16 protein-coding genes and 5 tRNA genes are annotated in these 12,801 nt (G+C 40.0%); 1 reads left to right on the forward strand and 20 read right to left on the reverse strand.

Annotated elements, in window-relative coordinates; genetic code table 11:
* Nucleotides 1-266: 266 nt before the first annotated feature.
* From GYA54_00120 to murJ, 18 genes are all read right to left on the reverse strand, one after another.
* Nucleotides 267-337, reverse strand: a tRNA-Trp gene (locus GYA54_00120).
* Nucleotides 338-392: 55 nt separating this feature from the next.
* A complete protein-coding gene (locus GYA54_00125) occupies nt 393-728 on the reverse strand; it encodes a hypothetical protein (GenBank protein ID NMC51126.1) in 336 nt (111 codons plus the stop codon).
* Between the two features lie 30 nt (nt 729-758).
* Nucleotides 759-1,109 carry a hypothetical protein gene (locus GYA54_00130; protein NMC51127.1) on the reverse strand — a complete coding sequence of 117 codons (351 nt, stop codon included), beginning with the start codon at nt 1,107-1,109 and terminating at the stop codon, nt 759-761.
* 20 nt (nt 1,110-1,129) lie between these two features.
* Complete coding sequence (rpmG, locus tag GYA54_00135) at nt 1,130-1,294, reverse strand: 50S ribosomal protein L33 (GenBank protein NMC51128.1); 165 nt, start codon at nt 1,292-1,294, stop codon at nt 1,130-1,132.
* Nucleotides 1,295-1,336: 42 nt separating this feature from the next.
* On the reverse strand, nt 1,337-1,663 hold the full coding sequence (locus GYA54_00140) for a hypothetical protein (protein NMC51129.1): 327 nt from the start codon (nt 1,661-1,663) through the stop codon (nt 1,337-1,339).
* Between the two features lie 12 nt (nt 1,664-1,675).
* A tRNA-Thr gene (locus GYA54_00145) sits at nt 1,676-1,751 on the reverse strand.
* A gap of 124 nt (nt 1,752-1,875) precedes the next feature.
* The gene (locus tag GYA54_00150) at nt 1,876-2,334 is read right to left on the reverse strand and encodes a hypothetical protein (protein NMC51130.1); all 459 of its coding nucleotides are present in this window, start codon (nt 2,332-2,334) and stop codon (nt 1,876-1,878) included.
* 73 nt (nt 2,335-2,407) lie between these two features.
* Nucleotides 2,408-2,478: transfer RNA gene (locus GYA54_00155), tRNA-Gln, on the reverse strand.
* Nucleotides 2,479-2,546: 68 nt separating this feature from the next.
* Nucleotides 2,547-3,464 carry an FtsX-like permease family protein gene (locus GYA54_00160; protein NMC51131.1) on the reverse strand — a complete coding sequence of 306 codons (918 nt, stop codon included), beginning with the start codon at nt 3,462-3,464 and terminating at the stop codon, nt 2,547-2,549.
* A gap of 64 nt (nt 3,465-3,528) precedes the next feature.
* Nucleotides 3,529-4,209 carry a cell division ATP-binding protein FtsE gene (gene ftsE, locus GYA54_00165; GenBank protein NMC51132.1) on the reverse strand — a complete coding sequence of 227 codons (681 nt, stop codon included), beginning with the start codon at nt 4,207-4,209 and terminating at the stop codon, nt 3,529-3,531.
* Between the two features lie 14 nt (nt 4,210-4,223).
* Nucleotides 4,224-5,081, reverse strand: coding sequence for a hypothetical protein (locus GYA54_00170; GenBank protein NMC51133.1), 858 nt, complete (start codon nt 5,079-5,081; stop codon nt 4,224-4,226).
* 79 nt (nt 5,082-5,160) lie between these two features.
* Nucleotides 5,161-5,493, reverse strand: a complete 333-nt coding sequence (locus GYA54_00175; GenBank protein ID NMC51134.1) for a hypothetical protein — start codon at nt 5,491-5,493, stop codon at nt 5,161-5,163.
* A 23-nt stretch (nt 5,494-5,516) separates the two neighbouring features.
* Nucleotides 5,517-5,592: transfer RNA gene (locus GYA54_00180), tRNA-Thr, on the reverse strand.
* Nucleotides 5,593-5,599: 7 nt separating this feature from the next.
* Nucleotides 5,600-5,914: a hypothetical protein gene (locus tag GYA54_00185; protein ID NMC51135.1), complete on the reverse strand. Its 315-nt coding sequence runs from the start codon at nt 5,912-5,914 to the stop codon at nt 5,600-5,602.
* Between the two features lie 32 nt (nt 5,915-5,946).
* Nucleotides 5,947-6,021: transfer RNA gene (locus GYA54_00190), tRNA-Gly, on the reverse strand.
* 4 nt (nt 6,022-6,025) lie between these two features.
* Nucleotides 6,026-6,424 carry a septum formation initiator family protein gene (locus GYA54_00195; GenBank protein ID NMC51136.1) on the reverse strand — a complete coding sequence of 133 codons (399 nt, stop codon included), beginning with the start codon at nt 6,422-6,424 and terminating at the stop codon, nt 6,026-6,028.
* A 103-nt stretch (nt 6,425-6,527) separates the two neighbouring features.
* Nucleotides 6,528-8,357: an elongation factor 4 gene (gene lepA, locus GYA54_00200; GenBank protein ID NMC51137.1), complete on the reverse strand. Its 1,830-nt coding sequence runs from the start codon at nt 8,355-8,357 to the stop codon at nt 6,528-6,530.
* Nucleotides 8,358-8,362: 5 nt separating this feature from the next.
* Nucleotides 8,363-10,099, reverse strand: coding sequence for a murein biosynthesis integral membrane protein MurJ (gene murJ, locus GYA54_00205; protein NMC51138.1), 1,737 nt, complete (start codon nt 10,097-10,099; stop codon nt 8,363-8,365).
* Nucleotides 10,100-10,220: 121 nt separating this feature from the next.
* Between murJ and GYA54_00210 the strand changes: the two genes are divergently transcribed.
* On the forward strand, nt 10,221-10,484 hold the full coding sequence (locus tag GYA54_00210) for a hypothetical protein (GenBank protein ID NMC51139.1): 264 nt from the start codon (nt 10,221-10,223) through the stop codon (nt 10,482-10,484).
* Between the two features lie 138 nt (nt 10,485-10,622).
* Here the strand turns inward: GYA54_00210 and GYA54_00215 are convergent, their stop codons facing one another.
* Entirely contained in the window at nt 10,623-12,245 is a 1,623-nt protein-coding gene (locus GYA54_00215; protein NMC51140.1) for a CTP synthase, read from the reverse strand.
* A gap of 5 nt (nt 12,246-12,250) precedes the next feature.
* Nucleotides 12,251-12,715: a 50S ribosomal protein L9 gene (gene rplI, locus GYA54_00220; GenBank protein ID NMC51141.1), complete on the reverse strand. Its 465-nt coding sequence runs from the start codon at nt 12,713-12,715 to the stop codon at nt 12,251-12,253.
* Nucleotides 12,716-12,801: the final 86 nt, after the last annotated feature.

The following is a 12,801-nucleotide window of genomic DNA, read 5'->3' on the forward strand; positions in this document are numbered from 1 at the left end:
TAACTGAAAAAACTTTTTACTTCGCCGCCTACGCTCGCCAGAACTTTATAAATGGCGATTTGGAGACCAAAAAAATGATATTACACGCTCTTGGTCAGAACCCGACCATAAAAGACGGGAAACTCACGATAACCCCCAATAAATGGCTAAAACCAATCGCCGATAGCTATTCTCAGCTAGAGGCCGAATATAAAAGGTTGGAACCAATAAAAACCCCCGTAAGTAAAGCAAAAACAGCCGCTTTGACGGCTGTTATTACACGAATCCACGGGTGGAGGGAATCGGACCCCCGCTAGAGGTTTTGGAGACCCCTGTACTACCATTATACGACACCCGCAAAATTAATTTTCAATTTACAATTCTCAATTTCTAAACAATTTAACAATAATAACCTACCGCCAGAAAGCTAAAATTAAAAATGTTATTATAGCCAACATCACGCCGGCATATTCTTTAGCTGTCAAAATTTCATGTAAAAACAAATACCCCAAAACATTTGATAGAATTATAGAAACCGCCGCAAAAAGAGCCATTGCCTTACCGAGCTTCGTAGCAGTAAACACATACAACTGACAAAAAATACCCAATATTTTCAAAAGCCAATAAACAACAAACCAAAGGGATAAAAAATTAGCCAAGTTAAAACCATACTTAACAATATAATACCGCCCCATTAAATCACTTGCTGTAAATATCAATTGGCCAACAACTAAAGCCAAAATAATCATACTTAATACTTTATACTAAATACCTAATACTTATTTATTCCACGGTCTATCCGGATGGTTTTTGATAATATACTCGTAGCGTTCCATCTTTTGCCCAGTAGCCTCATTAAAGAGCGGCGTCCCGCCAGCATAAAGCGTATCGGCCGGCTCACCGTATTCATTCAAATTATTATCCACTATCCATTTTTCTATCTTAGCCTTCTCTGATATCTCCAGCACCTCTGTTTTTGCCTGATTCATGAGCCTCACATAAATAGGAGCGCTGGTATCGGTCGTGATATCTTGCGGCCAAAACGCCACGATCATCGCGATCATCGTGAAAGCCAAGACGATGATAATCGCCCAATAGGAAACACCATCGTTATTAAAAATCTTTTGCATAAAACACAAAAGTTATTTAATTATTTTGTTTCTTTGTGTGGAGTGTGCTTTTTGCACCACTTGCAATATTTTTTCAATTCTAGGCGATCCTTGACCACCTTCTTATTCTTCTGCGAAAAATAGTTGATTCTTTTACATGCAGTACATTCAAATTTTATCAACTTTTCTTTATACTTTGTTGCCATATTTTTATTTAATTAATAATTATATTTTATATCTTTAAGGCTTTATATCTCATATCTCTTTATAATATCTATCGCCGGCTCTTCATAGGGGTGGACTTTTTTAATAGCCGCGATTACGCCTTTGAGCTTATCCTTGTGGCACAAGACCTCAATTACTTCCTCGCGCACCCTCTCAATCCGCCCTTTCTTGCCAATAAATGGTCTTGCTCCCTTTAGTGGCCTAAATCTGCCCATAGCCAGATAAGAACCGCTACTAAAATCATAGCTTCCTTGCCTTGACCCGCCGGCATCATTTATCGCCTTCCTTATCTTGTCCGCATACTTAACTGGCACCGCTATTTTTATTTTATAATATTTTGATTCCCTCATAGTATTAAGAGCTGGAGCCGACTGTCGGACTTGAACCGACGACCCACAGTTTACAAAACTGTTGCTCTACCAACTGAGCTAAGTCGGCACAATATATCTAAAAATAAATCTAAGTTGTCTCCTTAGTTTCTGAATATACGATATCACTTTTATTAAATTTTATCAAGATTAAAACCCCGGTCCCAAATGGCCGGGGTTTTCTCGTCTTATCCTTATAAACTCAGTTCCAAACCTACTGGCTCCATTTCCACATTAAGCTTGCAAGCTTTCCTATCCGTCTTATATTGCTTCCAGGCAGCATTCACGGCATCGCGATAAACCTTATTGGTATTCTTTACTGCCAGCTTGTAATCAGCCCAGGCCTTGATTCTAGCCTTTATGCGTTCCTTGGAATCAGTTTTACCATAAGCTTCGTTTAAAGCCGCTTTTTTATTATTCAAGGCCACCTTTATCGCATCAGATTTAATACTATAAGCACTAAAAACAGCGCTCTCTCTTTTAGCCACTGCTGTTTTGACACAAGCCCAATCCGTTGTCTCTGCTGTTTTCTTTTTCAGACCCCAAGCCGGCGGAGTGCTCGTTGAAGTAGTGGCATGTTCACCAGCCAAAACTGGCAAAACCAAAACCGACATCAAGGTGATTGTTAATATTAAAAATACTATTTTTTTCATAATGTTTCTATATTAATAATTTTTTAAAATCAAAAGCCAAATGACCTTTATTAAAAATTTACCAAATAATTTTCTCGGGGACAGGGATTCGAACCCCGATTGACAGGACCAGAACCTGTAGTCCTACCATTAGACGATCCCCGAACATTATTTCAACTTTCAAAGCTTAATAAAAAACAAGACTTTTGTCAAAACCTTTTTATTTTAATTTTCTAAACCTTTAGGTGCTTGCCCATGGCAAAAGTGGCAGAAATCATGTTAATTATCGCTATTATTATAAACTCAAAACCCAAAATATTTAATATATTAATATTCAAATAAGCCACAATATCAAAATTTATACCTGTAAGAAACCCGTTGATCCAGCCGCTGGTAAATTTCAAAACTATTGCCAAAACTCCCCAGAAAAGTATACAGCCGAATACAGCATAGAGTAGACCCTCAATAATAAATGGTGCTCGAATAAACCAATTGCTCGCTCCAACTAAGCGCATAATGGCAATTTCTGTTCGGTGTATATATATGCCCATCCGGATAGTATTAAAAACGGTCAGAATTGCTACAAATATAAAAATAATACTTAACCCCAAAACAAAGCTCTTGACCTTGTCGGTAAAATTATTTATTCTCTCTATTAACAATTTATGGTCATTATAATCTATTTTTTCTGCCAGCTGATCAGCTTTTATCTCTGTCAATTTTTCCATTATTATTGGGTACTGCTCCATCTTGTTTGCCGTTATGATCAGGGTCCCGCCCAAGGGATTTTTTTCCAGCTCAGCCAAAGCTGATTGTATGTCAACATCGTTTTTGTGGGTCTCTTTAAATTTTTCCAGTGCTTCAGTCGGAGAAATATAGCTCACTTCTTTTATTTCCTCTATTTTATCGAGTTCGCCCTGAAGCGTCTTTATAGATTCTTCTTTAATCGCATTGTCAAAATACAAAGAAACATCGACCGTATCCTTGACCGAGCCAACCGCATAGTCGGCGATAGCGTTGACCAATATCAAAGTCGTCAAAGAAAATAAAGTCAAAACAATAATTGTCATAGTCACGACAGAAAGCCAGATGTTCCTCCAAAAATGCTGCCAAGAAAATTTTATTATTCTTTTGGTTGATAATAAAAACATAATTAACCAAATTTAAATTTAAAAAATAATTTTTAGTTTTGACTTTTAAATTTTGCCTTTTAGGCTATAAAACATACCTACCCTTATCCTGATCATAAACTATTTGTCCGTCTTCCATGGCGATCACTCTTTTTCTGAGCGAATTTACTACCTCTCTATTGTGTGTCACGAGCATCACTGTTGTTTTAAAGCTATTTATTTTTTGGAGTAAGTCAATAATCTCTCTGGTATTAATAGAATCCAAGTTTCCCGTCGGTTCATCAGCAATCAAAATTTTTGGTCGATGGGCTAGCGATCTGGCAATTGACACCCGCTGCTGCTGCCCGCCAGAAAGCTCATCGGGGAACTCATTGGCTTTTTGTTCTAACCCCACCAGCGCCAATATTTGTGGCACCGCCTCCTGGATATGCTTTTTACTATAACCAGCGACCTCTAGAGCAAAAGCCACGTTTTCAAATACTGTTTTCCTTGGCAAAAGCTTGAAATCCTGAAAGACTACCCCTATTTGCCGACGCAAAAGTGGTATATCCGATGCTTTTATCCTGGTAATATCCCAGCCTCCCAGTATGATTTTACCAGCCGTTGGTCTTTCCTCCGCTACCAGCATTTTCACGATCGTAGTTTTGCCAGTACCAGATCTGCCCACCAAAGATACAAACTCACCCGGTTTGATGTGCAGGGTCACGTTTTTTACCGCTTCAGTGCCATTGTTATAAGTTTTAGAAACGTTACGAAGCTCAATCATATAATTTCTTTATATTACTTACTGGGAAATTTAGTCTCGCTTTCTTTTCTCAAAAAAACCCTCACCCCCACCACCCCGCCGCGCGGATTACCGATATTCTCAAAAGCATCATAAGTTAGATCAACTATCCTGTCATCAACATATGGCCCCCTGGAGATTACTCTGGTAATCGTGCATCTAGTCAAATCATCCAAACGGCACACCCACAAAGGTGTATTCAGGGGATAGGCATTAGAGGCGCAACCCAAGATATTTCTTTTGGTTAACTCTGTCGGGTACCATGACGCCCAAGCCTCATAAGTAGTGTCATCTGGTTCGTCGAACAAAGCTACTCGTGCATAAGGTAAATAAATTTTTGAACGAATCAATTTTTCTTTGAGGTCAACAGATGATGGTAAAACCCGCCACTGCCCCCCGCTCTTGTCCCAATAATACATCAGCTTACGGTTCATTTTAGTATTGGTGATTCCTGCCGCCAGATAAATGGGCTTTACCAACTTTCCAACACTACCGTCATCCGCCAGCAAATCAAACTCCCAAATAGCGCTAGCCTTTTCTCCCGGCGCTTTGGTCAAGGGGTAAGCCATGTGATAATCTGGGATCTTTTTAAATCGCACGGTAATCGGCTCAATCACCGCCCTGTCAATCACCCCAACTTTAAAATCATTATCTGGAGCAATGAAAGTATAACCCTTGGTAATAGTAGCTTCATCTAGTCTCAGGGTATAGATTGCCGGTTCCTCAGCAAGCATTGGCATCAATTCTGCCGTCGTCGTCGCTTCCCCCGCTAAAACAAAATTTTTTATCCCCAAAAACAAAACAAAAATAGTTAACAATTTGCCAAAAATTACTAATCTTTTCCTTCTCGTCATAAATAAAATTACTAGTTCAACGCTAGTAATTTTATTATAGCAAAAATATTGTCATTAGGCCAAGATTTATCAACAGTTCTTAGGCTGCTCTTCCGCTTAGCTTGGAATCCGTGCACTCCTCTGTAAAAATTAATGACCCATTTTCGGCCTCCCTATATTTATCCGCAAAAAAATAACCCCTAAAAGTAGTGCCATCAGCTCTGCTTTTATGCACCATCACTACCGGTCTCCCGTCTATTTTCTTACCCAATAAAGGTATAATTTTACAACCATCCAAGATATCACCATTTACCTCTACGGTGGCGCTTTGGCCCATACTAATTTCTATTTTTCTGGTGTCATTATGTCGCCCCCGACTCATCATTTTTAATCCCTCTTTTGCTATTTCTTCAGGAGTTGACCCTTCAAACATAAAGTAACGCTTAATTACTAAAATGGAGCCGAAGGTGAGGATCGAACTCACGACCTCTGCTTTACGAAAGCATTGCTCTACCAGCTGAGCTACTTCGGCAAATAAATTATCTCCACATTAAAACCCCAAATATCGTGATCAGGAACCATAAAAACAACCAACCTACCGTATATATAAACATTTTGACTGCACTTTTCTTATCACCGTCAATATATAGCATCACTGGTTTGGCTAGGACCAAACCACCAACTATCGTTGCGGACATCACAAATAACAGCAAAAAAACGATCGCGCCAATAGGTTTATCCTCTTGGCCAAATATTTTTTCTGCATTCTGCATAAAAGTGACCACTAAAGCAATATAAGCCAAGACTCCAAAAGAATGAATTAGACTGAAACGAACCATTTTTTTGTTTTCCATATTTTTTATTGATTTAGATTATTGTTACACTATGGAGCGGGTGAGGAGAATCGAACTCCCCTCTCAAGCTTGGGAAGCTTGCATAATAGCCACTATACGACACCCGCAAAATTATTCACCAAAAAAATGTTCCAGCCACAAATACCAATTCCCCTTTTTCTCTTCACTATTAACCCCGTTGACCAAAACCCCACCACTGTCCCTCACTGGCATCAAAACAACCCTCTCTCCCGGTTGCTGCATGTTTAATTTCTCTCGCGCTTCTCTATCTATAAAATCATCACTTTTTAAATATTCTATCAATTGGACCAACTCAGTATTTTTTTTCTCCAATTTTCCGATCTCCTCTTCTAGGACGCTGATATTCTGGACTATCCGAACTTGTTTATTTTTCTCCCTATAAACAGCATAGCCAATCAAAATGAATAAAACCAATAATGCCAAAATAAAAATTTTTGACCCAATTATCTTTCGAGTCCTAGACATTTGTTCGTTGTAATTATAAACCATAGATATAGCTAAAAAGCAAAGCTAAATGTGAAAATCAGCATGCTCAAAATAATCAGAGCTGACATAATTTTCCACCATGTTTGTACTTTTTTTCTTGGCATAATTATCTTTTTAAAACAGCCAGATAGGCCTCTGGGGGTATATCCACCCGTCCAATGGTTTTCATTTTCTTTTTGCCCTTCTTCTGCTTTTCCAAAAGTTTTCTCTTGCGTGTCACATCGCCCCCATAAAGCTTGGCTGTCACATCCTTTCTCATGGCCGGTATTCTGGCCGAGGCAATAATTTTACCCCCGGCATTCTTGCCTAGGCCCTGATAACCTAGACAAGCCTGAATTTTCACTTCAAACATCTGTCTCGGCAGAATATCTTTCAGGCTCTCAACCACCCTTTTGCCAGCCTGATAGGCCTGGTCTTTATAAACTATGGTCGCCAAGGCCTCTACTGGCTCGTCGGCTACCAAAATATCTAATTTTTCCACCTCAGCTCGCTTGTAACCGATTAATTCATAATTCAAAGTGGCATAGCCCCGGCTAACACTTTTAAGTTTATCATAAAAATCAACTAAAATAGAACTTAGCGGCAATTCATAGTGCAAGATAATAGAATCTGCTGAAAAATATTCGGTATTTTTATATTCACCCCTTTTCTCTTCCACCAAATTCATAATAGATCCCAAATATTCTTTTGGCGCCACAATGTCGGCTTTGACCCATGGTTCCTCAATATGGTCAATTTGTTCTTCGTTCTTTAGCTCTTGCGGAGAGTGTATCATTTTAAATTTCTCCGGCTCTCTGGCATTAAAAATTTTATAAGCAACCGACGGCACCGTCACTATTAAGTCCAAATCATATTCTCTTTTTAATCTCTCCTGAATAATTTCCAAGTGCAACAACCCCAAAAACCCGCACCGAAAACCAAAACCCAGAGCCGGGCTAGATTCTGGCTCAAAAGATAAAGAGGCATCGGTTAATTTCAATTTATTTAAAGATTCGCGCAGATGTTGGTAGTCACTACCTTCTTTGCAGAAAATACCAGCGAAAACCATCGGCTTTACTTCTCTGTAACCGGGCAATGATAATTTCTTATAATCTCGCATTTCTTCTTCAAAATAAGTAATTGTATCACCCACCTTGCAGTCCTCTATTTTCTTCAAACCAGTGGCTACATAGCCGATTTCCCCTGCTTTTAATTTGTCGCTCTTTTTCATTTCCGGATAGAAAAAACCAACTTCCACCACCTCACTCTTTGAGGAGCTCCCTATAAAATAAACCTGATCTCCAGTCTTCATTTCTCCGTTAACCAATCTCACATAAGCCAACACCCCTTTATAGTCATCAAATTTTGAATCAAAAATCAAGGCTTGCAACTTTTTATTGCCGTCACCTTTTGGCTCGGGTATTCTTTCCACTACCGCCTCCAATATTTTCTCCACCCCCTGCCCGGTCTTGGCCGAGACCAATAAAATTTCTTCTTTCGGGCAGCCCAAGAGTTCTACTATCTCTTTGGTTCTCCTCTCTATATCTGCCGCGGGCAAATCAATTTTATTAAGGATTGGAATTATCTCCAGCCCCTGATCGAGCGCCAAGTACAGATTGGCCAAAGTTTGTGCCTGTATACCCTGCGTTGCGTCTATCACCAATAGCGCTCCTTCGACCGCCGCCAAAGACCTAGAAACTTCATAAGTAAAATCCACGTGACCGGGCGTATCTATTAAATTCAAAAGGTATTCCTGATTATTATGCCGATAAAACATTCTGACCGGGGTCAATTTTATAGTAATTCCTCTTTCTCTTTCCAATTCCATTTGGTCCAAAATTTGCTCTTTCATTTTTCTTTTTTCCACCGTATGGGTCAACTCCAAAAGGCGATCAGCCAAAGTAGACTTACCGTGATCGATGTGTGCAATGATACAAAAATTTCTAATGTGTTTCATAAAAACTAATGCCTATCTTTGTTTATTTTTATAAATAAATAATTTTTAATGTCCCTTACTTCCTCGCTTCCTATAGCCGCGCTAACTCCCAAATAAACAACAATACCGCCGGCGCAAGCCGCCAAAAATTGGGTCATTATCCCCCAAAAAGTACGCATATCCACCATGCTGGCTACCCCATATTTTATCAACTGTATAAATATTAAAGCCCCCAAAGCAGAAATGCAAATTTTTATGGTGGAAATCATTATTTTCTTCTCCTGTAAATTTCCGACCTTGTGGCGCAGTATCACCGCCAAAAAGACAAAATTAAAAATACTAGAAAGAGAAAGCGCCAAGGCCAGACCAGCTACGCCCATTATCGGTGCCAAGATAATAGAAATAATAATATTCAATCCCATTGACAATAAACCAACCAAAACTGGGATCTTGGTATTTTGAAAAGCATAAAAAGCTCTGGCCAAAAGAGGCACCAGCCCTTGGGCAAAAAGCGAAACAGAAAAATAGCCGAGAGACTCGGCAGTTAGTATTGTATCCTCCCAATCAAAAGAGCCTGAGCCCAAAATTAATCTCACCAATTGCGCCCTTAGGGCTATCATAAAAACAGAAATCGGCACCATGAGATAAATAATCCTTCTGGCCGTCAAGGACAACTGCTCCACAAATTGTTTTTTGTTCTTCAGTGCGAAACTCTCACTCAATACTGGGAAGGTGGCAATTGCCAAAGACACAGCAAAAATACTGATTGGTACGCTACCCAGATTGAAAGCCAAATTAAAAACTGCCAATGAGCCGGAAATCAGACCGGAGGCGATCACCGTAATAATCAGCTGATTTATCTGATTGGCGGCGAGGCCGATCGTCCTTGGTAGCATCAACTCTCCGACCTGACGTACTGCTTTATTTTTCCAAGCGATTATTGCCCGCCAATGAAAACCGATTTGCCTAGCTGTCGGGTATTGTACTAGTAAATGCAATAATGCCCCGAAAACCACACCCCAAGCCAAACCGCGCTCGCCCCAAATGTCCACCAAAAATATCGCCCCCAAAATAATTCCCAAATTATAAACAACCGGAGCCATGGCAAATGTTAAAAATCTTTTTGAGGCCTGCAAAATCCCCCCGAAAACATTACTTATTCCAAAAAATAAAATACTAATTAACATTATTCTAGTCAGCTCTATAGTGAGCTGGGCTTTCTCATTATTAAAACCGGGCGTGATCAGCTCAACAAATTGGGGTGCCAAAACCCAGACTATTGTCCCAAAAATTGTTAATACTAAAGTAATAATATTGATAATCGAGGCAGACAAATCCCAATGGCTAAAACCATTGCCATTTTCCAAAGCAACCTTATGCGCTGGCGTGCCAGTCGGTAGGGCTATCTCATCATCCAGCTGCTCTATTATTGGCTCAGCTTGACCATCATCTCTGGCAGCCTTTTCTTTTTTGGCTTTTAGTTCTATGAAAACAGGGATAAAGGCCGCTGATAATGCCCCCAAAACCAAAGTATTAAAAATCAAATCCGGCAGTTTAAAGGCCGCATAATAAGCATCCAAAGTATCGCCCGCCCCAAATCTGCTTGCCAAAATCCTGTCCCGTAAAAGCCCCAAAATCTTGCTCAAAATAGAAAAAATCGCTATCACAATAGCGCTGCCAGTGGTTGTGCCATTCAGCTTTTTGAATAATTTTTTTATGAATTCCATTGATAGTAATTTATCATTTTTCTTGATTTTTGGCAAAAATTGCCAAAAATCAGCTTTTAAGGGCTGAACAAAAAAATTGACAAAACATAACTGAAAGAGTAATTTTCAAATAGAATTCAAAATAAAAAATGTACCTCTCCAACCAAAGGAGGCTTTTATGAGGGGTAGAGATCGAAAACAAAAGCACAAAAGCCTGGCCGTGCTGCACGCCAAAGCGCGTAAACGCGCCAATCGCAAAGCTCGTCTCGCTCGCTGGAAAATTGAAGCCGCCGCTCTGGGCATCACTCTGCAAACCCTTCAGTTCAAAAAATGGATGGAGGTGCAAGAAATCCTCGAAGAAACCCGCCGAGCCACGTTACTGGCCGAGCAAAGAGCCTTGCGGGAAATGGAAAAATGGCGCAGAAGATGGGGCGGCTACTAATAAACACCAACCTCCCCACGCCGCCTCAAAAGATCCGGTCTTGCCCGACGGATCTTTTTTTATTTTAAAAATTAATAAAATTTTATTAATGATAAATAGCTGGCTTTTGCCAGCTATTTATTTTAAATATCTTATCTCTTATTTTTTCTGCTTTATCGCCGCCTTTATAAAATCTCGAAACAATGGGTGGGCATTTAGTGGTCGCGACTTAAACTCCGGATGGAATTGCACACCGAGCATCCAAAGATGATTTTTTATCTCTGCTATTTCTACCAATTTGTTGTTTGGGGATGTCCCAGAAATCTCAAAACCTTTTTCTTCAAGCAACTTTCTGTATTTATTATTAAATTCATAACGGTGGCGGTGCCTTTCGGATATCAAATTTTTACCATAAGCCCGATAGGCCAAAGTACCCTTCTTTATCTTACAGGGCCAGGCGCCGAGTCTCATGCTCGCCCCATAATCACTAGCTTCCATATTCTTTTTTTGCTCATCCATAATATGAATCACCGGGTGCTTGACTTTTTGGTCGAACTCCTCACTGTTTACCTCTTTGGTGCTCAAAACATATCTGGCAAAATCAATCGTCATGATCTGCATACCAAGACACAGCCCAAAATATGGTATCCCCCTCTCTCTGGCATATTTTGCAGCCAAAATTTTTCCTTCTATCCCCCGCTGGCCAAAACCGCCAGGCACCAAAATACCATCAGCTTTTTTTAGTATCCCCCATTCTTTTTTATTATTTTCTTCCAGCTTTTCAGAATCCACCGCTACTATCTTTATACTTGTATTGTTGGCATAAGCCGCCGCCTTCAGAGCTTCGTCGACCGAGATATAAGCATCTCCATGAGCCGTATATTTGCCCACCTTGGCGATCACCACTGCCTTGCCGTTACTCGCTTTGATTTTCTTTATTAGGTTTTGCCACTGGCGCAGATTGGGCTTTCTTTCTTTTGCCCCAAACTTCTTGAAGATAATGCCGGAAACATTTGATTTGGCAAAATTCAAAGGTACCTCATAAATACTGGAAATCGTCGGTGCTGGGATCACCGCCTTTTCGTCAATATCACAAAACATAGCGATCTTATCGAGTAAATCCTTGGGGATCGGATAATCAGATCTGGCCAAAATCATATCCGGATGTATGCCTCTTTTTTCCAACTCTTTCACAGACATTTGAGTGGGTTTTGTTTTGAGCTCTTTTGATGTGGCCAAAAATGGCAAAAGTGTCAGATGGATAAACATCACATTCTGATCACCCATCTCATGATGAAATTGCCTCGCCGCCTCTAAATAGGGCTCCCCCTCGATATCTCCGACTGTTCCGCCTATCTCTATCATCAAAAAATCAGCCTTTGAACTCTTGGCCGCTGCTTTGATAAAATCTTTTATTTTATTGGTGATATGGGGTACCACCTGCACTGTTTTTCCCAAATATTCTCCCTTCCTCTCCTTTTCTAGTATCTCCTGATATATTTGCCCGGAAGTCAAATTTGAATGTCTAGACAGGGGCACATCGATAAATCTCTCATAATGACCAAGGTCTAAGTCTGCTTCATAGCCATCATCGGTCACAAAAACCTCCCCGTGCTGAAAAGGGCTCATTGTGCCCGGGTCAGGATTGAGATATGGATCCATCTTGATAGTCGAAACCTTGTAACCACAGGCTTTCAAAATAGCCCCGATTGAGGCCGAGGCTATCCCCTTGCCCAAACCAGAACAAACCCCGCCAGTCACAAAAATAAACTTCGTATTCATAAAAATTATTCTAATGGTATTATTTTTATAACAATATTAGCGCTCGAGCCGTGAGCCAAGTCTATCGTCACGGCTTGTTCACCAATTTCTTTTATATGTTTTTGGATTTTTATACTTTTTTCTGGCACTATTATATTTCTTTGGTGCTTTAACTCGCCAGCAATATCTTTTTCCGAAATTCCTGCAAAAAGTTTGCCCCCTTGGGCCGCCTTAGCCTTGATTTCTAATTTCAACCCCTGCAACCGCACAGCCAAATTTTGATCTTGGCTCAATTTATCTTTCTTTTCTTTCTCCATCTTGGCTAATTTGGTTTTTAATTCTGCCAGTTTGTCGGCAGTTGCCATTACGGCCAATTTTTGCGGTACCAAAAAATTTACGGCATAGCCATCAGAAACATTGCGCACCTCGCCAGCCTTGCCCAAAGTCTTTATGTCTTTCAATAAAATTACCTGCATTTTAACAAAAATCAAAAATCAATCAACGAAACTCAATATTGGAATAATTAGGTTAATTAGAATAATTTAATTATCTCCTACCACCCTACCTACCTATAATC

This window comes from Candidatus Kuenenbacteria bacterium (genome assembly GCA_012797775.1).
GTDB lineage: Bacteria > Patescibacteriota > Patescibacteriia > UBA2196 > GWA2-42-15 > JAAZMX01.